This window comes from Trichococcus sp. (assembly GCF_055118575.1).
The window spans coordinates 1-23,746 of record NZ_JBSQPW010000041.1 but is presented as its reverse complement, the minus strand read 5'-3'; the positions used below and the strand labels follow the sequence as shown (position 1 = coordinate 23,746).

The following is a 23,746-nucleotide window of genomic DNA, read 5'->3' as shown; positions in this document are numbered from 1 at the left end:
AGTATGTCTTGGCTCGCAGAGACAAGAGGTTCCTTTTTCCTTTTCCGAAGGGCTTACCCGTGAAGCTGGCCATCAAATTTGATGGCATGAAACATTTTGGGAACCTGTAAAACACCTACGGTGAAGCACTTTTCAATTCGAAAAATTTTATACTTTCCTGCTATATAAAAAAAGACAGCCCCGGAGGACTGTCGTGAATTTTTCGGACTATCTTGCAACACGTACGGCAAATGATGCGCCGGAAAGGTTGTAAGAAGAATAAGTAACCGTTTGGCCTGGTGCTGGAGCGTGGATATATTGTCCGCCGCCAACGTAGATCGCAACGTGATAAGTCGCGCCTCTTGAACCCCAGAAAATCAAATCTCCCGCTTGTGCGGCTGATACAGCAATCTGTGTACCTGAGTTTTCTTGAGGAACTGTGTAGCCACCTATTTCGATGCCGTATGCTTCTCTGAAGACATAAGACGTGAAGCCTGAGCAGTCAAAACCTGATGGTGTTTTTCCGCCCCATACATAAGGAACGCCGATGTATTTCGCAGCAATGGAAACAACATCGCCTGTTGGTGCTGATAACGCTGGTGCAGTCACGACTGGCGCAGCTACAACCGGTGCAGTCACGACTGGTGCAACTGCTGCAGGAGCAGACACGACAGGTGCACTTTCCGCTACAGGAGTGCTGACAACTGTTTGAACAGGAGCTGCTGACTCGGAACTTGCAACTGTGTTTGATGCAATATCAACGGATGAAGCAGCGGTCGAAGACTCTTCTGAACTTGCTTGTGCGGCTGTTGCTGCAGCAACTTCAGCAGCTGCAATCGCAGCGGCTTCTGCAGCAGCTCTTTGATCAGCTTCTTCTTTTTGCGCCAAGAACATTTGGCGATCGGATTCAGCTGTTGCTTTTTCGGCAGCCAAAGCGGCAACTGCGCTCTCTTGTTCGATTTTCTTCACTTGCAGATCGCCTTTAAGTTGTTCCAACTCCATGGCCATTGCATTGATTTCATTCAAGTTTTCTTCGGTTTTATTTTTCTTTTCTTCAACAGCTTTCTGATCCGCAACTTGCTTTTCTACCAATTCTTTATTGGCTGAAACCATTTTTGAAACAACATCGATGCGGGATACTAAATCTGTGAAAGATTCGGATGCTACGATAAAATTCAAGTAGTTTTCGTTTGAACCGTTCACTTGAACCGATCTTGCTTGTTCATCCAGTTGTTCTTCGCGTTGCGCGATGACAACTTGCAATTCGGCAATATCTTCTTGCAAAGCCACAATCTCATCTTGTGTCTTTACGCGGTTTGCCAATAAAGTCTCTGCTCTCTTTTCGGCTGCATCAACTTCTGCAGTGATTGCAGACAAGTTTTCTTCTGCCGTGTTTTGTTTGCTGTCCAATTCAGAAATTTTGGTTTCTTGCTGTTGGATTTTTGTTAAGATTTCGTCTGCTTGAGCTGTAAAAGGCGTTACTATACTTGTTGCAAGGATCGTACCTGCTAATGCGATAGCCACTAATTTCTTCTTCAAGTCTAATTCCTCCACTTACATTCGATTGTCGTCAGTTATAATACTTATATATCTTTTAACTTTTTATAGTTTTTCTTAAGATTCATCAACATAATGAATCATAACATAGTTTTTTTTCGTTTAACCCGGTTTCGACAAGTTGTATCCTAACTGTAACATTCCTGTAAAACGATTCGCTTAATTCGTCCAAATCCGCGCCATCAGTAATATTTCGGGGTCGGCACGTTTTTGTAACATTTATGAAATATTACTTTTTTACTTGTCACGGTTGACATATAAAGTTTTGCTGCGCTATACTTACGGCAATTAACCAATACAATAAAAAGTGATGAAAAAGACAGTAGAATCGGGATTTTGTCCTACAGAGAATCAGCGTTTGGTGGAAGCTGATGCAAGCCTAGGTTCGAATTACACTTTGGAGCTTTCTTATGCGCATAAGCGGCCGGCATACGATACATGTCAGAGTGGCAAAGTCTTTCCGATCCGGGATGACTCTGCAAACTGGGTGGTAACACGGTAACGATCGTCCCTGTTCAAACAAGAATTTTCTTGTCTGGACAGGGATTTTTTGCATATAAATTTACGAGAAGAGGAATGAAACACATGAATATCATCGATGAATTAGAATGGCGCGGCGCCATCAATCAACAAACGGACGCTGAAGGCTTGCGGAAATTAACGGAGGATGAGCAGATCGGTCTCTACTGCGGCGTTGACCCAACCGGTGACAGTCTGCATATTGGACACTTGATTCCCTTCATCGTATTGAAGAGATTCCAATTGGCCGGTCACAGGCCCGTCATCCTGATCGGTGGTGCGACTGGGTCAATCGGCGACCCAAGCGGAAAGAGCGAGGAACGGGTTCTGCAATCGATGGATCAAGTCGTCCAGAATGCAAATGCTTTGACCTCTCAAATGAAGAAATTATTCCTGTCCGACAGTTCAGCCGATATCCGTCTCGTCAACAACTATGATTGGACAAAAGATTTGACGCTGTTGGATTTTCTGCGCGACTTCGGCAAGAACTTCAACATCAATACGATGTTGGCCAAAGATATCGTAGCCAGCCGTCTGGACACGGGCATTTCCTTCACGGAATTCACTTACCAAATTCTACAATCCATGGACTTCCTGCACCTTTTCCAGAACGAAGGCGTAAACCTTCAAATCGGCGGCCAAGATCAATGGGGCAACATCACTGCCGGATTGGACCTGATCCGCAAAAAAGAAGGTGCGGAGGCAAAAGCTTTCGGCTTGACGATTCCTCTGATGCTGAAGGCTGACGGCACGAAGTTCGGCAAGACTGCCGGCGGTGCGGTTTGGTTGGATCCGAAAAAAACAACGCCTTATGAGTTCTACCAATTCTGGGTGAACCAGGACGACCGCGATGTCATCAAATACTTGAAATACTTCACTTTCCTTTCGAAGGACGAGATTGATGCGCTAGCTGAAAAAGTAGAAACAGAACCGCACAAACGCGAAGCACAAAAGGTATTGGCATCCGAAATGACGCGCTTCGTCCATAGCGAACAGGCCTTGGCGGACGCGCTGAAGATCACCGAAGCCCTATTTACAGGAGAAGTGAAGGAATTGACTGCAGATGAAATCGCAGAAGGCTTCAAAAATATGTCGACTTTCGAATGCGACCTGAAGGAACAGGAGTTAGTGACTTGGCTGGTCGACTTGGGCATCGAACCTTCCCGCCGCCAATCACGCGAAGATATCCAAAATGGAGCCATTTCCATCAACGGCGAAAAAGTCACGGATCTGGCATTCGTCATCACTTCCGAAAATTCTTTCGAAGGCCGCTTCATTTTAGTGCGTCGCGGCAAAAAGAAATATTTCCTGGTAAAGTTGGTGGCTTGATATGACAACTCCACAACTGTTCTTGCGCGAAACGTCACTCCACTTGGAACCTGTCGAAAGCTTGGAACAGATCAACGAACTTTCCCGCTTGGCTGACATCATCTGGCATGAATACTATCTGCCGATCCTCGGTCCGGCACAGGTTGCCTATATGTTGGAGAATATCCAGTCCAAAGCGAATCTGGAAGCGGATATCGAAACAGGCAAATTGGATTATTTCCTAATCAAAAGCGAAGGCCAATCCGCCGGTTACCTGGCTATCCAACTACAGGAATACAAGCTGTTCATCAGCAAACTTTACCTTCTGAAGGAAGCCCGTGGGAAAGGCTACGCCTATCAGATCATGCAAAAAATGGTCGATTTGGCTGCCAAGGAGCACAAAAAAGTACTAGAGCTTACCGTCAACAAATACAACGTAGGTTCCATCGCTTTCTACGAAAAATTCGGCTTCATCCGCACGGAATCCATCGTCTCCCCCATCGGAGGCGGCTTCGTGATGGATGACTATGTCTACCAATATCCGCTCACACCAAAACAATAAACAACGTAAATAGAGGGGGCTGTCTCGAAAATGAGACAGCCCCCTTTGTAGTTTGGCGGTTTGGTATTCGAGTTCGTGGTGAGATTCCCCGTCAAAATAGATTTTGTGGGGAATCTCATGTTGTCTGCGGACATTTTTCCCCGCCAATGTCGATTTGGCGGGTTTTCATACTGTGATTTCAACTGTTTTCCCCCGCCAAAGTGGTTTTGACGGGTTATTTCTGAGCATACATCCAATTCCTATACAGAAAGGGCAGCATCAAAGCCAGAAAATACTATTCTAGCTTTAATGCTGTCCTCTATTTTTTTACGGTTCCTAATTCGACCACTCTCGCGGGCTCCAGATCCGTCCATCCAGTTCGCCTTCCATTTGTCCCATCCGTTGATACTGCTCCTGGAAAAGCTTCTTTGTCTCCTGGAAGAGTGCTTTTTGCCGGTAATCCTTACTCGCACCCACTAAATGATCCAGTTGTTCCTGCACCCAATTTTCTGTTTCCATTTTCGTCCCTCGCTTTAGCTTTATCCAAGCTGATTGCCTTCCATCTGTGCCAACGTCCACGCCAAGTCATCCAACTGTTCCCGATTGCCTTCCAAAACGGCGAGCAGATGCTCCACCAGTTGCTGATCCGCATCGGAAAGTCCAGCTTTCCCGAGCGACTGCAACTGGAGTATGAACCAGTTCTCCGAAGCCTTTAGACTGGCATCATTGACTTTGGTCAGGTATTGCTGATAAGTGATCAGTAATTCTTTTTTTTTGGTGTCATTCAGATAATCGAATTTAGAAACAGCAAGTGTCGGCAAGTACACCATGCCGCATTTCTTCGCCATCGCCTGATACGGTCGGGTCAGTTCCGAAATCGAAAAGCCTTCCCTGCCCCCCGCCTGGTATTCACGTTCATTCACACCGAGTGCCAAGACGAGGCCGAATTCTTTCCCCGACAACCTGCCTCCGTTAGTCCCGTAGGCAAAACCATCCGTCAGGACGATATCCTGCCATTGCTTCAACAAAGCAGGCGAGCTGTACCAATAGAACGGGAATTGGAAGATGATGCGGTCATACTGGAGCAGTTGTTGCTGTTCGGCTTCGCGATCGATTTCGCCATCCGGATACACCGATTCGAGATGGTGCCAAGTCACCCCTTCCGCCGGGAGACTTTCCCACAGAAACCTTTGCGCGCTCGAATCAGTCAGCGATGGGTGGCTGACTATGATCAATGTTTGCATCCTTTCACCTCATTCTCTCAATAGTTCTTCATCCGCATCATAACAAGCTGCCGGCCAGAGTTCAAGTTGCACGCTCACCTTGCCCAAAAATGCAAAAATCCCTTTCTCCACCATCCGGTTCATCCGGAAGCAAAGAAAGGGACAGCTTTTCTTATAGGTTTGCAGTGATGTTCAGTGCCTGTTCCTGCGCTTTCAGGCATAATTCCTGCGCCTTGAAGATATGTTCCTGTGTCATCGCATTTTCAGTGCGGTTGACACAGTCCAAAATCATTTCGCCGAAGAACGGGAATCCGACTTCACCAGTCAAGGAGTAATGTTCTTCGCCATCCTTCGTCACCAAGAACAAGTGGTCGCCCGTTTGTTCTGTCGCCACGTTGATGTATTTGCGGATCTCGATCGTACCTTCCGTACCTGTGATGAAGGTACGGCCATCGCCCCAAGTCCCCAAGCCGTCCGGAGTGAACCAATCGACTTTGAAGATGAAGGTTGCGCCATTATTGCCAACCAGCGTTGCATCACCGTAATCCTCCAATTCAGGCTTATCCGGATTATTATAGTTGCCTACCTTACTGTGCAGTACTTTTGCATCATCGTTGCCTGTATAGTAAAGGAATTGCTCAATCTGATGGCTGCCGATATCGGCCAAAATGCCGCCGTATTGTTCCTTTTTGAAGAACCAATCCGGCCGTTTTTCTTTATCCAGTCGATGCGGTCCAAATCCGGTCACTTGGATGACGCGTCCGATCCGACCTTCTTCGATCAATTGGCCAGCAAAAACAGCACCTTCCACATGCAGTCGTTCGCTGAAGTAGACCCAGTATTTTTTTCCGGTTTCAGCTACCACTTTTTTGGTTTCTTCCAGTTGCTCCAGTGTCGTGAAGCCGGTTTTATCAGTGAAGTAGTCTTTTCCCGCCAGCATGACGCGGTTACCCAAAGCACTGCGCAAATTAGGGACCGCAGCAGCGGCAACCAATTGGATATCCGGATCTTCCAGGATCTGTTCCAACGATGCAGCGACTGTCACATCCGGGAATGATTCCAGATAATTAGCAACTTTATCCGCATCCGGATCGTACACGTATTTGATTGTGGCGCCGGCCTCAATCAGTCCGTTCGTCATGCCATTGATGTGCCCATGGTCCAGTGCCGTTACACCGACATTGAATGCTCCCGGTTCCACTACCCTGTTGATTTTCCCTTTCGGGGCATAATTCATTCCATCTTTATTTCCCACTCGTATGACCTCCATAATTTTTAAATATAATAGGAAGAAGTCCGAAGAGAATATTCCCCGAACTTCTTCATCCGATTCATCAGAACAGGTTTCCGTAACCCAATTCCAGTAAGTGATCACGAGAAATCTTCAAGCTTTCGAACGGATCCACTCCATATGTATCATCCTGCTCCACTAATAGGTAGCGTGCACCAGACGAGATGCTTTCCTCGATAATTTCTTTTAACGGCAGACTGCCTGTTCCCAACTCAGCGAATTGGATTGTGTTTGTGAAGTAGTCCATAAACTTGGCAACATCCCCACTGTATAAAGCATCGAAGCCATCCTGTGGGATTTCAGCGATACGGTAGTCCTTCAAATGGATCAATTCCACTTTGCCTTTGTAGTCTTTAATGACTTCCAGTGGATTTGCGCCACCGCGCTGCACCCAGTGGACATCCAGCTCAAAGCCCAACAATGGCGCTTTTTCGCGGATGATATCCAGCAGGAATTTCCCGTCGTATTTGCGGAATTCGATGTGGTGGTTATGATAATACAAGGTGATACCGTCTTCTTTCAGTTTTTGCGTCACTTCATTGACGTCATGGCAGAACTCCAGCACTTTATCCAGACTAGCCATCGCGTCGATCGGCAACATGCCGATGCGCAACAAATCCGTTCCCACTGCTTTACAGTCCGCTACGATTTTATCATAGTGTGTCGTCAAAGATTCGCCGTCTTTAACTTGCGGTTTCAAGGAGGCGCTCATGGAAGCTACTTCCATGCCGAAATCAGCCGTTGCTTTTTGAATTTCAGCAATGTTCTCAGGCGTTGTCGCCACTTGCGAAATTTCGATCGAATTATAGCCGATTTCATGCAATTTTTTCAACGTTTCATAAGGCCCTACTTCTTCAAAACTCTTTTTGACTGTTGACGCTTGTACACCTATCTTGACTTTAGCCATTTATGATTTCCTCCATTTCGATTGTACGGTTCTCTTTTGAAGATTTCTTCATTGCATCGATCATCAGCATGGCCGGCAAAGCCTCGCGGACCGTCACATAATCATCCGTGTCTGCTTCGATTGCATTGTAGAAACGCTGGATCAGGGCAGAATGGCTCGGACCATAATAAAATTTCGTCCCTTGCATCGGCGTGTCCCGAAGATGCAGTTCTTTTTCGCCAGAACTGTCCGAACGATACAGACAGTTGTCCTTGATCGTGAATTTTGCCTTTTCGGTGATGACCTGCAATTCCACGCTGGAGTTCTCGACATAAGCATTGGTCGACATATAAAATCCGCGCGCGCCGTTCTTGAATGTGAAATTCGCAACAGCAGTGTCCTCAACTTCAATGTCATAATCTGTGATGTTCGACAGACTGGCTTTGCAGCGCTCGATTTCCCCGCCCAAGACTTGCATCAGATCAAGCGTATGGATAGCTTGGTTGATGATCGATCCTCCGCCGGCAAATTCCATCTGCCCGCGCCACGGTTTTGTTGTGTAGTAGGTTTCAGGCCTGTGCCATGCCACCAATCCTTTCACCGCTGTCACAGCCCCAACATTTCCATCTGCCAGCAATTTTTTCAGTTCCAAAAAAGTTTCGTTGTAGCGATTTTGGAAACACACGCCGATTTTTTTACTGCTTTCCTCAGCCAACGCGAGCGTCTTCAACCCTTCGTCATAATCCAAAGCTAAAGGCTTTTCCTGGAAAACGTGCACGCCTTTTTCAACACAAAGTTTTGTGATCGGATAATGCAGATAGTGCGGCAAGCAGATATGTACAACATCCAAATCCTCTTTTTCCAACATCGTTTCAACGTCTGCATAAAAAGGCACGTCAGGATATTTGGTCTTCAAGGCTTCATTTATGTCGCAGACCGCAACCAATTCACCGTTGTCGCTGGCGTCGATCGCATATTTGTGGACAGGCGATACATCTCCTAATCCGATTATTGCCGCTCTTATCATCCTTGATCACGTCACTTTCTTATTTTTTTGTTTCGAATTTTCCTTCTTCAGCGATGCGTTTGTTCAATTCTGCCAGATACAGGTCGCCGTCCACATTGTAATCCACTTCTTTATCCAACCATGAGGACAAATGCATAGCGTTCGCTAAAGTAACCCCGTTGATGCCTTCTCTGCCGTTAGCCAATAAAGGCTCCCCTTTTACGACGTGGTCAGCAAAATTGTTCAACACTGAGATGTGTTGCAGACCTTGTGGTGTCTCGAACTCTTCTTCCGTTACAGTAACGTAATCGGCCATGTTGATTTGTCCCATGAATAATTTCATGACATCCTGCATATCCATGTTTTCGGAAAGTTCAGCTTCCGGAGCTGTCAATTGTTTCACGATCAATTTTTTCGAATCTTCGACGATGATTTTGCCTTTCGTGCCGAAGATTTCAAAGCGGTCCGTTCCGACGATGTCGTTTGTGCAAGTGATGAATGAACCGGTAGCGCCGTTTCCGAAATCCAATAACGCATTCACTTCATTTTCAACTACGATGTTACGGCCGGCACCATATTGCAATTTCGCATATACTTTTTCAGGTTTTCCGCAGATCCATTGCAGCAAATCCAATTGGTGAGGCGCTTGGTTGACTAAGACGCCACCGCCTTCGCCGCCCCACGTTGCACGCCATGCGCTTTGGTTGTAATAGCCTTGCGGTCTCCACCAAGTTGTGATGATCCAAGTAGCGCGTTGCAGATCGCCGATTGCTTTTTCGTCCATCAGTTGTTTCACACGGCGGTAAAGCGGATTCGTGCGTTGGTTGAAGAAGATAGCGAAAGTCGTTTCTGGGTTTTCATCAGCTGCAGCAATCAAACGTTCAACATCTTTCGTATAAACACCTGCCGGCTTTTCGCCCAACAAGTGGATGCCGCGTTTCAACGCGTCGATACCGATCACACAGTGGTCATAGTGGGGAACAGTAGTAACGATTGCGTTGACTGTACCCGATTCCAACAGGTCCATATAGTTGTCGAAAAATGGCAATTCAGGAAAATCTGCAGCAACTTTCGCTTTTTTTGCTGGATCATTATCACAGATTGCCGCCAACTCGATATTGTCATTCAGGCGCTCATCATTGTTTTTGAAAAAACTAGCGTACATGCCACCTTCTGCACCATAACCAATAATTCCTAATTTCACTTTTTCTGTCATTCTCATCATTCTCCTTTTTGTATGCTGATTCTATTGTTTTTTCTGTAATTACTTGGGGTTGTGCCGATGTTCTGTTTGAAATACCTGCTGAAATGAGCATCGCTTTCAAAACCGCATTCGCCGGAAATCATCTTGATGGATTTGGTTGGTTCCATCAATAAAGCCGTGCATGCTTGTGATAGCCGATATCCCATCGCATAAGCCATGATGGTGTTTCCTGTGATTTCTTTGAAGGCATGGGACAAATAGGACTTGCTCAAATTAAGGGTAGAGGCGATATCATCGATAGTGAACGAGTCACAGTAATGCCTGAAAATGTATTCCGAAACCTTCTCCGCTATCTGCGTTTTTTCATCGACATAAGCCTGTCCTTTTTCTACGATCTTATCGGTTGAAGAATCTATCATCAGAAGCAACTGGATTAAAGAAAGTTTGCGTTTGGCTTCATTTGCATAGGATTGGTCCAATTGTTGCAAATGATTCATTTCCCGGATAGCATTTTCCAAGAGGAGTTCATCCTTCTTCCGGAAAGTCCGAATGAGGCCATTGCGATTTTCAGTAAACAATCGCAGCAGATAGTCAATGTTCAGATCCTTCAGTAAAGGAGCTATCCATTCGGCATCGAAATGGACGATGCTGCGTTCATAGGCATCCTTATCTCCGATGATGTAGGCACGGTGAACTGTCATCCCATCCATCATCAGCAAGTCGCCAGGCTGAAGATAATAGATTTTATTACCGACCAGGAATCGACAATTTCCGCCATGGAACAGGAATATTTCATATTGCGGGTGTGTATGGAAATCAAGGGCATAAGCTTGTCCCTTGACGTGATATCCGATCAACAACTTTTCAATGATACGTGTCACCTCCCTCTCTTTGACACTTTAGAGTATAAAATAACAGCGTTTACAATTCAATGCCCGGAAATGCTTACATTTTCGAGATTATTGACCGAGAGTGTTTTTTGTTGTTCAAAAAAACAAAACCGAGAAAAAATATTCTCGGCTTTACTTGATACAGCAGTGTTTTGGGAGATATGTGAACAAAAAGGCACAGTGCATCCTTATCCTTGTAGTTGAATTCTGAATTGCAAGCAAAAGGTGCCTCAGTAGGCTCAGTACTTAAATGGCCAAAGACCTCAAACGTCGCACTGTGACGTTTGAGTGCCTAAGTTGATATTACGTCACGGCCAAAAAGCGGCCGTTCTCGTAATATCCTCTTAGTGCTCACCCTCTAAACGCAATTCATCGTATCCTATAGAACGGTTCTGATTCGCAGATACCGCTCCCGTTTCGCAAACAGTGGTTGTCCACAAAAGAGGTGGACATCCACTGTTCACTCCAACGTCCGGGTATCTAAACGCGAATCATCACACACTTTTTATAATTTAGCTTGCCATTTGTCGGTCCAAACTAGGTCGTTGTGGCCGCCTTTGAATTCAGTTTTGCCTTCTAGTTTGTCGATGACTTGTTTGATCGTTTCTGCATTGTTGTGGTAAGCATTGACGAATGTTTTCACCATTGTCGCATCGTGCAGGTGCGTCGTGAAGTTCAATGAAACGAAGGCATGCGGAACTTCCCATACGAACCAAGGAACTTCATTCGCCATGGCAGTGCTCCATTGGATGCGGTAATTGTTTTGCGCGCCGTAACCGACGATATCGGCAACTTCCAAAGCGAAGTCTACTTCGTCACGGTATTTCAGCGTAGCGCCTTTGACGCGGGAGCCTCGTTCGTTGACGGTCACTTCGTAGCCGCGCTTCGCCAACTCTTCCACGAACAGTTGTTGCGCTTTCGAACCGTTATCAGTGATGCCGCCTTTTTCGCCCTCCAGCATGTAAAGTCGGATGCGCTTGTGGTCGACCGGATTGATCGGCAGATTGTTTTGGGTATCCTTGATCAAAGAGATCCCTTTATCAGCAGCTTCCGCTCTCCATTGCAGATGTTCTTCACAGCCGATGACTTCCAAGTCTTCGCGTGTGCGCAATAACGTACCATTTGCTTGTTTCTCAGGCAAGTGCAATTTAGCTTTCAAGCCCAGGATACGGCGCAACGCATCGGTCAGACGTTCTTCCGTGATGACGCCGTTTTGGTAGCCTTTCAGCATGAAGCCGAAGTCCTCTTCGATGTTGTTGAAGAACAGGAACATATCGCAACCAGCAGCGATCGATTTTGGAACGTAATCTTCCCGGCGCATAGCGGACGTCATACCCAACATGTGGGTTGCATCTGTGATTACCAAGCCGTTGAAGCCTAATTCAGTCTTCAATTCATCTTGGATCAATTCTTCAGCCAATGTTGCAGGCATGATATCTTTGTCCTCTAAAGCAGGGTTCAATTCTTTTTGCAAAGCAGGAACAGCGATGTGTCCGGCCATGATCATTTCAACGCCGCGGTCGATATGGTTTTGGTAAACTTTACCGAATGAAGCGCGCCACTCTTCAGGGCTCAATTCATTAACGCCCAGGACCAAATGTTGGTCGCGTTCTTCGGTTCCGTCGCCAGGGAAGTGCTTGATGCATTGGATCACGCCATCTTCCATGTTTTCGCCGTTTTCAGCAGTCAATCCATCCAAATAAGCATTTGTGTATTTGATGACAGTTTCTGCATCGGTACCGTAAGCACGCGTGTTCACGATTGTGTTTCTCCAGTTGTAAAGGATATCCACACATGGATCGAAGTTGACGTTGACGCCTAAAGCTTTTTCTTCACGCGCGGAAACCAAGCCGGCATGGTAAGAAACCAGTGGGTCGCCTGCGGCTTCAGCCTGAGCACCGGAAGCGATGTAAGTACCCTCGCTGCATGCGCCGTTTCCGCCGGAGTCGCAGTTCGCTGCAACCAACAAAGGAATTTTGGACATGGATTGCAGGTCGTTCAATAGATCCTGGATGTCTTCTTTCGAATTTCCGTGGTAACGTGCGGCACCGATATGGAATTTTTCGATGATTTCCTTATTGGTGAAATCGTTGCCTGAGAAGGCATCATCTCCGAAGAAGAAAAGGTTCGTGAACAATTGCCCAATTTTTTCTTCATCTGTCATACCGGCGATTGTATCATTTACCCACTCGACCTGTTTGTCGTTCAGGTTATACGGTTTTGCTTTTAAATCAACTAATTTTGGCACTGTTTTTCCTCCTGATAACGTAATGTTTTCAACTTGATATCATGAATCTGATTAATCGAATTGAGCCAATAAAGCGTGGAATTCTCCAAGTACTTTTTCTTGATAAGCGCCTGCGTATTCTTTGTTCAGGAATTTTTCGATTGCTTCATTGCTTAGACGTTCCCAAGAGAATTCTTCTTTTCCGAAGAGGATCGGATAATAGAATACCCCATTGACCGTCGCTGCCTGTTCATCGCCAGGTGCGTCGCCGACCATCAAAATTTCGTCCGCTGCATAACCTTTCGTCAACAGATCAGCGATAGCATCTGCTTTGCTGCCTACTTCTTGTCCGTAGACAACATCCACTTGTTGCATCAAATTATGGCGATTCCATTCGCTGTTCAAAGCTTCGCTGTTGGCGGAACTCACGATCGCGACATCAGTCAAGCCGTGGATTTTAGTCAAGCCTTCAAGAACGCCTGGGAACGGTTTGTCTTCGCCAGCCAATTCCTTTTCAATGCCTTCGTTAACTTTCTTGCTCCATACCAAAGCTTTTTCCAGATCTTCAGAAGTTGCTTTCGCAATTTCCGCTTCCAAAGAAGCATTTGATAGGGAAGCCGCGTTTTCCGCCCAGTTAGTCAAGGCAGTGATATCCCCTACGTTTTCGCCTTTTTCTTGCGCTACTTGCAGAGTCAAAACCAAAGCTTTAAAACGGTTGATGCCGCGTGTGCTTGAAAACAAGTTGATGCGGTTCCAGTCAGCCAAGAAAGTTTCGCGATCTTTGATGCCATATTCATCAGCTGCCAAAGGACCGAAGAAACGCTCGTGCTTCACATTCATCGTATCCATTGCGCAACCATCGGAATCGACACATACTAAGAATTTTTTTTGTTTGGTAAATTGTGTTGGGTGTGTAGACATTATTTTCTCTCCTAACTTGTTCTCAAAAAAAACAGAGCAGATAGCATTGAACTGTATGAAACACTTCGTTCTATCTGCCCTATTCGATTACTTTAAATTATACGCCTGAATATGCATTGAAGCCGCCGTCAATCGGCAATACGACGCCGTTCACAAAGCTTGCAGCTTTGTCGTCAGCCAAGAACAACAAGCCGCCGATCAATTCTTGCGGTTCGCCGAAACGGCCCATTGGAGTGCTTCCAAGGATTTTGCCTGTACGAGGAGTTGGTGTGCCATCTTCATTGAACAGCAGTGCTTGGTTTTGTTTTGAAACCAAGAATCCTGGTGCGATCGCATTGACACGCAGACCTACGTGTGCAAAGTGAACAGCTAACCATTCCGTCAAGTTGGAGATAGCAGCTTTCGCGCCTGAGTAAGCAACGATTTTAGTTAATGGAGTGAATCCGTTCATGCTTGAGATGTTGATGATGTTAGCGCCTGGGCGGCCAACCATGTCTTTAGCAAAAACTTGTGTAGGCAATACTGTACCTAAGAAGTTTAAGTTGAATACGAATTCGATACCGCTTTGATCCAAGTCGAAGAAAGTTTTTGTTCCTTCAGGCAAATCAGTTTCATGGTACTCATTGTCAGTCGTTGCACGCGGGTTGTTTCCGCCAGCACCGTTGACCAAGATGTCAACTGGACCCAAATCAGCAACAACTGCTTCTTTAGCAGCTTGCAAGCTTGGTAATTCCAAAACGTTGGCTTTGTATGCTTTAGCGATGCCGCCGGCAGCAACGATTTCATCAGCGTATCCTTGCGCGTTATCTACGTTTAAGTCCAAAAGAGCAACTTTAGCGCCTGCTCTAGCGAACTCTTTTGCGAAGAAAGAGCATAATACTCCACCTGCACCTGTAACTACTACTACTTTATCGGTAAAATCATGAACGAATGGGCTTGTCATGGTTAATTTCCTTCTTTCTTATTGTTGTTTTTGAGCTTTTAAGTTTTTCTTCACTGCTTCTTCCAAACCATTCAGGTAAGTTGCACCTAACGCACGGTCATACAAACCATAACCTGGTTTACCAGTTTCTCCCCAAATCATACGGCCATGGTCTGGACGGATTGCACCTTCAAAGCCGCCTTCCACACATGCTTTAACCACTTCATACATGTCAATGGATCCCATTTCGGACAAGTGAGCAGATTCTTCGAATGAACGTCCGCCGACTAATTTCACGTTACGTGCATGCACGAAGTTCACACGTTTTTTAGCAAGCATATCTTTCAGGATTGCTACTGCATCGTTTTTAGGATCTGAAGCGAATGAACCAACACATAACGTTACACCGTTATATTCGCTGTCGTACAATTTGATGAAGCGGTTCAATGCTTCTCCGCCTGTAATGATACGAGGCAATCCGAAGATGCTGTATGGAGGATCATCCGGGTGAATTGCCATCTTCACGCCAGCTGCCTCAGCCGTAGGCATGATCGCTTTGATGAAGTACTCCAGGTTTTCCCATAGTTTTTCTTCGTCGACTTCTTTGTATTCATCCATTAAAGCATTCATTTCTTCAGAATTGTAACTTTCGTCCCATCCTGGAAGAGAAAGCGTACGGGGATCCATTTTGTTTACTTCTTCTTCATCGAAGATCAACGCATTTGAACCATCCGGTAATTCGTATGCCAAGTTGGAACGCGTCCAGTCAAAGATCGGCATGAAATTGTAGCATACAACCGGAATTCCTGCTTTACCCAAGTTAGTTAAGGTTTCTTTGTAGGCACTGATGTATTGATCACGGTCTGGACGACCCAATTTTATGGACTCGTGAACCGGAACAGATTCAATGACAGAGATGTATAGACCTTCTGCTTCTACGTCCGCTTTCAATTTTTCGATTCTTTCCAATGGCCACGGTTGACCAACCGGGATATCGTAAACTGCAGTAACGATTCCTTTCATGCCAGGAATTTGACGGATATTTTTCAAAGTAACAGGGTCCTCGTGACCGTACCATCTGAATGACATTTCCATTTCAAAAACACTTCCTCTTCTTTTTTTGTTTTTTATTTTTTAAAATCAAAGTATTCTACAGCGTTGTTGTAGCTGATGTTCGTGATCAGCTTTTCCAATAACTTGGCATCATTCGGGATTTCTCCACGTTCCACGAGATCACCGATGAAATCGCACAGGATACGGCGGAAATACTCATGACGCGTATAGGAGATAAAGCTTCTTGAATCCGTCAGCATGCCGACAAAATTCATCAGTAAGCCTGCTTCCGATAATGATTTCAATTGTTTCAACATGCCGTACTTGGTGTCGTTGAACCACCAACCGGAGCCCATTTGGACCTTGCTCTTGATGCCTTTGTCGTTCACTTGGAAGTTCGTGATCGCAGTTCCCACCAAGTCGAAATAAGTTGGATCAAGATTATAAGCGATGAATTTAGGCAGTTCGTTCGTCAGGTCCATTGCACCCAGGAGATTGTTCAAAGCATAGGACACGTTCGGTTGATCCTGGATCGAATCGAAACCTGCATCCGCCCCTAATGCGGCAAACATGCGTTTGTTGTTGTTGCGGATGGCGCCGAAGTGCAATTGCATCACGAAGTCTTTGGCAGCATAAATTTTGCCCAGTTCCACCAATAAGCGTGTTTGGTATTTTGCGTATTCCGTTTCAGAAACACTGTTGCCAGCAATCGCTTTGGCGTAGATTGCTTCAATCTCTTCATCCGTGGCTTCAGCGTAGTAGATTTGGGTTAAGCCGTGGTCGGAAACGTTCGATCCATGATCCGCAAAATATTGGATTCGCTCTTCCATTGCTTCAACCAACTCAGTGAATGTGCTCAGTTGCTTGCCGGTTGTTTCTTGCATTTTTCCGATGAATCCAGCAAACTTGACTGCATCCTGGATAGCGAAGGCTTCATCCGGACGGAACCCGGGAACGACGGCAACATCGAATGTCTCATCTTCGGCGATTGCTTTGTGCCATTCCAAAGTGTCTGTAGGGTTGTCTGTCGTGCAAATGAAGGTGACGTTGGAATTTTGGATCAACTTGCGCGCTGTCAGCTTTTCTTCTTTCAACACGCGATTGCATTCCTCATAAACTTCCTTCCAGTTGGCACTGGTAAGTGTTTCTTCTATATGGAAGTACTTTTTCAATTCCAAGGCTGTCCAGTGGAACAACGGATTCCCTACTGCGTTTTCAGCAGTGTAGGCCCATGCTTCAAATTTTTCTTCAGGCGAAGCATTGCCGGTAATTTTTTCTTCCGGAATTCCCATCGCACGCATGGCGCGCCATTTGTAGTGATCTCCGCCCAACCATAATTCCGTAATGTTTTCGAACTCATAATCTTCAGCAATCTGTTGTGGGACCAAATGGCAGTGGTAATCGAAGATTGGCATGCTTTCCGCATATTCGTGATAAAGTTTTTTGGCCGTTTCGGACTGTAGCATAAAGTCGTCATGAATAAATGACATGTGAAGAAATCCCCTTCCGAGCTTTATTTTGGATAGTATTGATTATTGCGCTTTGATTTCAGCCAAGCGATCTGCAAATTCTTTAGCTGCAGCAGTTACAGTTGCATAGCCGCCTTCTTTAAGGTTTCTTGTCAAGGCACTGCCGACACCGACTGACCATGCTCCGTTTGCGATCCATTTATCCATGTTTTCAATGCTTACGCCACCTGATGGCATCACGTCAACCCAAGGAATAGGACCATGAACATCTTTGATGAATCCAGGACCCAACAGACCACCCGGGAAAAGCTTCACTACTTCGCAGCCAGTTTCCAGAGCCATTTGAATCTCTGTAACAGATCCGCATCCAGGCAAGTATGGCACAGTGTAAAGGTTGCACATTCTCGAGATTTTCTCGTTGAAGGAAGGGCTTACGATAAATTTCGCTCCGTTCATGATTGAAATTCTCGCAGCGACATCATCCAATACCGTACCTGCACCTACAACCATATCCGTACCTGCGAATTCATCAGACAGTTTACGCATAACATTTTCAGCACCCGGTGTCGAAAATGTCACCTCGATGTTTTTGATGCCTCCTTGATAAGCTGCTTTTGAAATCTCATAACCTGCTTCTTCGGAAACTCCGCGCACGACTGCAAACAGGTAATTCTCTTGTAATTGAGCCAGGGTATCTCTCTTGACGCTCATTTGTCATCCTCCATTCATGGTTTCGCATTGTGGAACTCAGTATCATAACTCGAGTTCATTATAGAATTTACCATCTTTTATGTCAACGAAATTTCATCAGAAATATAAAAATGAATGTTTAATTGTGAAGAAATTGTGGCATACTCCTGCATGGCCTGAAAAAAACAAAACCCAACACAAAAAAGCTCCCCACAAACGCACGGATCATGTGTTTGTGGGGAGCTGCAGCTTCATCGTCATCCGATCGGAAAGGATCAAAAGTGCCCGAGAAAGTGTGAAATTTTTGTGGAATACTCCAAAATTTTTCCAGTGTAAAAGTCTTTATCGACCATGTTGGACAATGGCAAGGAGATGCTGATCGCACCGGCCGCAACTTCCCTTGCGCTCGAGAATGCTGCAGCTATGCAGACGATGCCCTCTTCAAATTCCTCATCATCGAGAGCGTAACCATTCCTTCTGATTTCATCCAATTCACTGATGAGCTCTTCATAAGTAGTGATTGTGCGTCCGGTCTTTTGTTCCGGAACGATACTGTCCCAATATTCACGGACTGCAGCGTTTTGACGGGTGCTCAGGAGCGCTTTCCCGACCGCAGTGCAATAAAGCGGCGCTTTCGTACCGATCTTTGATTGCATCCGCACACCACGGGATTCACCATACTTATCGATGTACAGCACTTCATCGTTATCTTCAACAACCAAATGTACGGTCTGTTTTGTATCGTCCGAAAGCTGACGGATCATGCTTTTGGCCACGTTCAAAAAGTCGATGTTGTGGACACGTTTGTTCCCGAGATGGAACATCTTCAAGGAAATGCGATATTGCTTAGTGTCAGGATTACGGTCAATGTAGCCGTTCTCCATCAGAGAGTTCACCAAGCGGTGGGTTGTTGCTTTATGAAGATGGACTTTTTCGCTCAATTCCATCAGGCTGAGGCTAGGGTAGTCCGCCAAGGTTTCAAGGATCGATAAGGCCCGATCTATCGATTGGACTTTTGTGCTCGCGTTTGATATTTCTTTTTGTACCATTTTTCTGATCATCCTTTTCTTATTATAATCTCGATACTTTTTCAGTATTTGTATGCCATCTCATTTCCCAGAACTCTCTCCTCAAAAACCAGTATTTGGATTCACTAACCAGGAAATCGTTTCACATTGTGATATTATAGCAGATCAAACAGAGCATGATAAGCCCCCGTGGGAATTTTCAAAAAAATAATTTAAACGCATTCACAGTTTACCACGTTTGCGATTGTCAGCTTTTTGTCTTCATATGGAAGCATCCGTCGAAGATGGTAAGTTCGGGCGTCTATTTTTGGAACATTCTTTACTGGGTTGGGCCTAGAGCAATAACCAGTCTATGGGAATATGTCAAAAATTTGTCAGAACTGGCTATATTTTTGATTCTTTCCATGGTCGGCTTTGACTTGGATACGTTTTCTTACTATACTCATATCAGATTAAGAAAAGATATTTCATATTATGATACGAATATCACGCTATTATTTTCGCTCTTCTTGTCAAAAATAATCATTATGGAAGGAAGATTCAAAATGGCTCAACATCAAGTAACTGGCGCAGTGAAGCGTCCATTCGGATTCCGTGACCTGCTTGGATATTTCATGGGCGACTTCGGCTGCAATATGAGTTTCACTTTAATTTCCAGCTACATGTTCATTTTCTACACACAATACATAGGGATTTCCTTGGCCCACTATTCAATCATCATCCTGGTCACAAAAATTCTTGATGGCATCAACGATCCAATCATCGGCGCAATCGTCGATCGCATGGGTGCAAACAAAAAAGGCGAGAAATTCAAACAATGGATTCTGCGCGGCTCCCCATTCCTGGCATTGGCGGCAACCGTCATGTTCATCGATGCGGCTGACTGGTCCTATCCTGCTAAACTTGCTTTGTGTATCGGTGGGTACATCTTATGGGACATCACCTATACAATCGTGAATGTTCCCTACGGCGCTCTGAGCTCCGTGATGACTTCCAAACCTTCACAACGTGCTGCTTTGTCCAACGCCCGTTCTTGGGGATACATCATCGCCGGTGTTCCTCTGGGCATCCTGATTCCGTTGTTCGCTTATGAACAAGTCACAAAAAATGGCCAAACAGCAAGTATTTTCCGTGGCGAAAGAATGTTCCCGATTGCAGTCATTTTGGGCATCGTTTCCATCATTGCTTTTGCGCTTCTGTATCTGAATACGGAGGAACGCATTCAGCATGTCGAGACTGCAGGTGAAGAAATAAAATTCAATTATTTCAAGACATTGAAGGATTTCTTCCGCAATCGTGCAATTTTGGGTATCGCTCTTGCCTCCATCGCACAAATCCTGTTCATCTTGGGCGGGAACCAATTGCACCAATTGACTTACCAGATGTACTACGGAGACGGAACCTTGAGCTCTTACTCCATCCTGACTCAAATTATCCCGCTGTTTGTGGGTACTGCCCTCGGAGGTGCATTAGTCGGAAAACTGGGCAAAAAAGAATTGTCCACTTGGCCACTGGTCGGTTCCGTCGCTGTATATGCTTTCCTTTACTTAGTCGAAATCAAAAATCCGATCCTTTGGATTACGATGCAGATTATCGCCAACAGTTTCGCCTTCGGGTCAACGATTTACACTTGGGGAATGGTTGCTGACGCAATCGATTACCAGGAATGGCAGACCGGCAGCCGCAATGAAGGTTCCGTTTATGCAACCTATTCCATGTTGCGTAAAGTCGCACAAGGTTTCGGCCAATCATTCATCCCTGCATCCATCGCTATCCTGATCCCTACTCTGGATGTTAAAGACGCTATGACATGGACCGTCGAGAACTCACTGGCCATCCGCGATATGGCTGCTCTGTTCCCATTGATCGGTTACATCATCATGTTCATTTGCTTCAAGTTCATCTTCAATTTGGACAGAAAGACCGTTCGCGAGATGCAGATTGCACTGGGCCGCGACGAAGAATGAGCTCTTTGATGCAAACGAATGAACTGTATTGCAACACAACAAAAAATCCACGCCGGTAACTCCGACGTGGATTTTTTTGTTTTGCATTTTTTTGTTTTACTCGTATTCTGCAAAAATTTCATCCGGTGTCTTCAGAACGCCGCCGGTATTGGCTGATGTAACCAAAGCTGCGTAACGCCCCAACCAGCCTGTCTTCACTTTAGGGACGAAGCGGGTTTGCTTTTTCTTTCTTTCTGCCAGCACTTCGTCAGCGACTGTTACATTGATTGTACGGTGCTCCAGATCGATGACGATTTCATCACCATCTTCAATCAAGCCGATTGGACCCCCTGAAGCTGCTTCCGGTGAGATGTGTCCGATCGCGATACCGCGTGTGGCACCGGAGAAACGTCCGTCCGTGATCAGTGCAACATCACGGCCTAAGCCGCGGCCCACGATGGAAGAAGTTGGCGCCAGCATTTCCGGCATTCCCGGACCGCCTTTAGGGCCTTCATAACGGATAACGACAACATGGCCTTTTTTGACAGTACGGTTATCGATCGCTTCCACTGCCTCATCATGGCTGCTGAAACAGATCGCTTTTCCGACGAATTTTTTGATGTCGGCATCCACACCGCCTACTTTGATGACGCCGCCGAAAGGAGCAATATTACCGTTCAGGATGGATAAGCCACCTACCGGAGAATAAGCATTTTCATATTTATGGATGACTGCTTCATTTTTGATTTCATGATCCGCAACGTTTTCGCGGATTGTCTTGCTGGTGACTGTGATACGGTCAGGGTGCAGGCTGCCATGTTTGATCAATTCATTCATGATTGCCGGCACGCCGCCTGCTTCATGCACATCATGCATGGAATAAGCAGAAGATGGTGCAATTTTTGATAGGTATGGGGTTGATTCGGCAATTTCGTTGATGCGGTTCATATCATAGTCGATTCCGGCTTCTTTCGCTAAAGCTAATGTATGCAGTACCGTATTCGTCGAACCGCCCATAGCCATATCCAAGGCGAAGGCATCATCGATCGCATCAGCAGTGATGATGTCGCGCGGTTTGATGTCTTTTTTAACCAAGTCCATCAACTTGAAGGCCGCTTCGCGGATCAATTCTCTTCGTTCATCGCTGACAGCCAAAGCAGTCCCGTTGTACGGCAATGCCAATCCCAATACTTCCATCAAACAATTCATTGAGTTGGCTGTGAACATCCCCGCGCAGGAACCGCAAGTCGGGCAAGCGTTAGCTTCCATATCGAAGAATTCTTCCTGGGTCATGTTGCCTTCTTTGAAAGCACCTACCGCCTCAAACATGGATGACAATGTCAGAGCCTGCCCTGTAGCAGAAAGTCCAGCCTTCATCGGGCCGCCTGAGCAGAAAATCGCCGGAACGTTTGTGCGGACAGCCGCCAACAGCATACCCGGTGTGATCTTATCGCAGTTCGGAATGTAGAAAACACCATCGAACCAGTGTGCGTTGATGACCGTTTCAGCGGCATCGGCAATGATTTCGCGTGATGGCAATGAGTAGCGCATCCCGATGTGACCCATCGCAATCCCGTCATCGACACCTATCGTGTTGAATTCAAAAGGAATCCCGCCGGCTTCACGGATCGCTTCTTTGGCGATGTCGCCCAATTCCCTCAAATGCACATGTCCAGGAACGATATCTGTATAGGAATTGCAGACAGCTATGAACGGTTTGTCCATATCCGCCTCTTCTTTGATTTGTCCAGTTGCTCTCAGCAAGGAACGATGTGGTGCTTTATCTATTCCCTTTTTGATTATATCACTACGCATTGCTGTCTCCCCTTTTTTCCGTATATTTATAAAAAAGAAGCCCTCATGTTTCGTAGGGCTTCAGCTTGCGTCGAGCCCCGATTCACTAAGAATAGGACTCAACTAATTGAATAGTTTGAATCCTAGGGCATAATAATGACTAATAAAGTGTTTACAGCATGGCAAGCTGTCGTTCTGTATGTGCTACTTCTTCTCATCATGCTGCAACTCCTTTCATTATCTTTCTTTAAATATTAAATCTAAATTAGAAATAAGTCAATGCTTTTATTTTTCTTTCATATTCCTTTCGACTACTTCAATGCATCCAGCTGATTAAAGGACAGGGACAGGCAAAAAATTATCCGGAAAAAGGAGGTCAGCACTATCCATTTCTAACGATGCGATCATCTTCTCGGCTTCAATTATCGGCGCTTGCTCAACGGCACTCATGGAGAGCTCATTAAATTGAAACAGTTTGCCCTCGTACAAAAGAACAAACGGCAATGCTTCCAAAATATCTGTCGGCCTCATGAGTGTCACCGGCTTGTTGGCTTGCAACACCTTTCCCTCCGCTAAAACAGTCGAAACAAAATGCGAACAAAAATAATAATTTTTCCTGTCCCACTCCATATTGAACAGAGCAGGCAGTAACCCCATCAGATTGTAATGGTACTTTTCATTGTCCTTTTCGAATGAAGCTACATAGCCTCTCATCACTGCCGCCTGTTCCTCTGACACAGTCAACGAATACACCGCGCATTTGGACTGGCTGTAGAAATCAGAGGTCACATCTTCGTGTATGAACCCCCCTATAAAAGGGTTATTGGCTTTTTTTCGGCCGAAACTGAATGTATCCGCCAGCGCCTCATCAAACGCTAAGGATACATGATTGTATTTTTTTTGCGTAAACAGTTTGATGATCCGGGTCAACACCGACCCCGTGTCCGTTAATAATAAATAAACCTTCTGATCTGACATCCTTGCGCTCCTATATCGTTATTACAAAATCCGACTCATACCCCTATCATTTCAAATTAACGAGAAGCTAAGCCATCCCGTTGCGCAAATGAAAAGTCGTTCTGTTTTTTGTTGCTATCCTTTCATTATACCAAAATTTACCGGACTGCATGCATTTTTTCAGAAAACGTACCATCAACTTCTCCCGATGTGTCCTTCAGCGCCTGTTTCCGACACTAGTGTAGTGTATCGTTGAAAAATAAGTAAGCTATTGAGTCTGTATCTATGTAGAGTTCCCCTCGTTGTGGCGTATAATAAAAATAAACGGCGGTGTT

General features: G+C 45.6%; 20 protein-coding genes and 1 other annotated feature. Of the genes, 3 read left to right on the top strand and 17 right to left on the bottom strand.

Going from position 1 to position 23,746, the window contains the following annotated elements:
• Window positions 1–207 precede the first annotated feature (207 nt).
• The gene (locus ACTCCX_RS11010; RefSeq protein WP_463276038.1) at window positions 208–1,518 is read right to left on the bottom strand and encodes a C40 family peptidase; all 1,311 of its coding nucleotides are present in this window, start codon (window positions 1,516–1,518) and stop codon (window positions 208–210) included.
• Window positions 1,519–1,837: 319 nt separating this feature from the next.
• Window positions 1,838–2,052 (top strand) — a binding site (T-box leader).
• A 69-nt stretch (window positions 2,053–2,121) separates the two neighbouring features.
• Between ACTCCX_RS11010 and tyrS the strand changes: the two genes are divergently transcribed.
• Window positions 2,122–3,384 carry a tyrosine--tRNA ligase gene (gene tyrS, locus ACTCCX_RS11005; RefSeq protein WP_463276037.1) on the top strand — a complete coding sequence of 421 codons (1,263 nt, stop codon included), beginning with the start codon at window positions 2,122–2,124 and terminating at the stop codon, window positions 3,382–3,384.
• 1 nt (window position 3,385) lies between these two features.
• Window positions 3,386–3,925 (top strand): GNAT family N-acetyltransferase, encoded by a 540-nt coding sequence (locus tag ACTCCX_RS11000; protein WP_463276036.1) that lies wholly within the window; start codon window positions 3,386–3,388, stop codon window positions 3,923–3,925.
• Between the two features lie 315 nt (window positions 3,926–4,240).
• Here ACTCCX_RS11000 and ACTCCX_RS10995 read toward each other — a convergent pair whose 3' ends face one another.
• From ACTCCX_RS10995 to ACTCCX_RS10930, 14 genes are all read right to left on the bottom strand, one after another.
• On the bottom strand, window positions 4,241–4,423 hold the full coding sequence (locus ACTCCX_RS10995; protein ID WP_463276035.1) for a hypothetical protein: 183 nt from the start codon (window positions 4,421–4,423) through the stop codon (window positions 4,241–4,243).
• Window positions 4,424–4,443: 20 nt separating this feature from the next.
• The gene (locus ACTCCX_RS10990; protein WP_463276034.1) at window positions 4,444–5,148 is read right to left on the bottom strand and encodes an NAD(P)H-dependent oxidoreductase; all 705 of its coding nucleotides are present in this window, start codon (window positions 5,146–5,148) and stop codon (window positions 4,444–4,446) included.
• A gap of 151 nt (window positions 5,149–5,299) precedes the next feature.
• Window positions 5,300–6,382, bottom strand: a complete 1,083-nt coding sequence (locus tag ACTCCX_RS10985; protein WP_463276033.1) for a Gfo/Idh/MocA family protein — start codon at window positions 6,380–6,382, stop codon at window positions 5,300–5,302.
• Between the two features lie 79 nt (window positions 6,383–6,461).
• Window positions 6,462–7,325 carry a sugar phosphate isomerase/epimerase family protein gene (locus ACTCCX_RS10980; protein WP_463276032.1) on the bottom strand — a complete coding sequence of 288 codons (864 nt, stop codon included), beginning with the start codon at window positions 7,323–7,325 and terminating at the stop codon, window positions 6,462–6,464.
• On the bottom strand, window positions 7,318–8,331 hold the full coding sequence (locus ACTCCX_RS10975; protein ID WP_463276031.1) for a Gfo/Idh/MocA family protein: 1,014 nt from the start codon (window positions 8,329–8,331) through the stop codon (window positions 7,318–7,320). Before ACTCCX_RS10975 ends, ACTCCX_RS10980 begins: the two co-directional genes overlap by 8 nt.
• A 19-nt stretch (window positions 8,332–8,350) precedes the next feature.
• Window positions 8,351–9,526, bottom strand: a complete 1,176-nt coding sequence (locus ACTCCX_RS10970; RefSeq protein ID WP_463276030.1) for a Gfo/Idh/MocA family protein — start codon at window positions 9,524–9,526, stop codon at window positions 8,351–8,353.
• Between the two features lie 5 nt (window positions 9,527–9,531).
• Window positions 9,532–10,395: an AraC family transcriptional regulator gene (locus ACTCCX_RS10965; RefSeq protein WP_463276029.1), complete on the bottom strand. Its 864-nt coding sequence runs from the start codon at window positions 10,393–10,395 to the stop codon at window positions 9,532–9,534.
• Between the two features lie 514 nt (window positions 10,396–10,909).
• Window positions 10,910–12,652 carry a glycoside hydrolase family 3 protein gene (locus tag ACTCCX_RS10960; RefSeq protein WP_463276028.1) on the bottom strand — a complete coding sequence of 581 codons (1,743 nt, stop codon included), beginning with the start codon at window positions 12,650–12,652 and terminating at the stop codon, window positions 10,910–10,912.
• Window positions 12,653–12,703: 51 nt separating this feature from the next.
• Window positions 12,704–13,552 (bottom strand): HAD family hydrolase, encoded by an 849-nt coding sequence (locus ACTCCX_RS10955; RefSeq protein ID WP_463276027.1) that lies wholly within the window; start codon window positions 13,550–13,552, stop codon window positions 12,704–12,706.
• Window positions 13,553–13,649: 97 nt separating this feature from the next.
• On the bottom strand, window positions 13,650–14,495 hold the full coding sequence (locus tag ACTCCX_RS10950) for an SDR family oxidoreductase (RefSeq protein ID WP_463276026.1): 846 nt from the start codon (window positions 14,493–14,495) through the stop codon (window positions 13,650–13,652).
• Between the two features lie 18 nt (window positions 14,496–14,513).
• A complete protein-coding gene (uxuA, locus tag ACTCCX_RS10945) occupies window positions 14,514–15,569 on the bottom strand; it encodes a mannonate dehydratase (protein WP_463276025.1) in 1,056 nt (351 codons plus the stop codon).
• A 32-nt stretch (window positions 15,570–15,601) separates the two neighbouring features.
• Complete coding sequence (gene uxaC / locus ACTCCX_RS10940; protein WP_463276024.1) at window positions 15,602–17,017, bottom strand: glucuronate isomerase; 1,416 nt, start codon at window positions 17,015–17,017, stop codon at window positions 15,602–15,604.
• 42 nt (window positions 17,018–17,059) lie between these two features.
• Window positions 17,060–17,707, bottom strand: a complete 648-nt coding sequence (locus ACTCCX_RS10935) for a bifunctional 2-keto-4-hydroxyglutarate aldolase/2-keto-3-deoxy-6-phosphogluconate aldolase (RefSeq protein ID WP_463276023.1) — start codon at window positions 17,705–17,707, stop codon at window positions 17,060–17,062.
• A gap of 254 nt (window positions 17,708–17,961) precedes the next feature.
• Complete coding sequence (locus ACTCCX_RS10930; RefSeq protein WP_463276022.1) at window positions 17,962–18,735, bottom strand: IclR family transcriptional regulator; 774 nt, start codon at window positions 18,733–18,735, stop codon at window positions 17,962–17,964.
• Between the two features lie 524 nt (window positions 18,736–19,259).
• Between ACTCCX_RS10930 and ACTCCX_RS10925 the strand changes: the two genes are divergently transcribed.
• Entirely contained in the window at window positions 19,260–20,681 is a 1,422-nt protein-coding gene (locus ACTCCX_RS10925; RefSeq protein WP_463276021.1) for an MFS transporter, read from the top strand.
• 96 nt (window positions 20,682–20,777) lie between these two features.
• Here ACTCCX_RS10925 and ilvD read toward each other — a convergent pair whose 3' ends face one another.
• Both ilvD and ACTCCX_RS10915 read right to left on the bottom strand, forming a co-directional pair.
• The gene (gene ilvD / locus ACTCCX_RS10920; RefSeq protein WP_463276020.1) at window positions 20,778–22,475 is read right to left on the bottom strand and encodes a dihydroxy-acid dehydratase; all 1,698 of its coding nucleotides are present in this window, start codon (window positions 22,473–22,475) and stop codon (window positions 20,778–20,780) included.
• Window positions 22,476–22,787: 312 nt separating this feature from the next.
• Window positions 22,788–23,432 (bottom strand): hypothetical protein, encoded by a 645-nt coding sequence (locus tag ACTCCX_RS10915; RefSeq protein ID WP_463276019.1) that lies wholly within the window; start codon window positions 23,430–23,432, stop codon window positions 22,788–22,790.
• Between the last annotated feature and the right edge of the window lie 314 nt (window positions 23,433–23,746).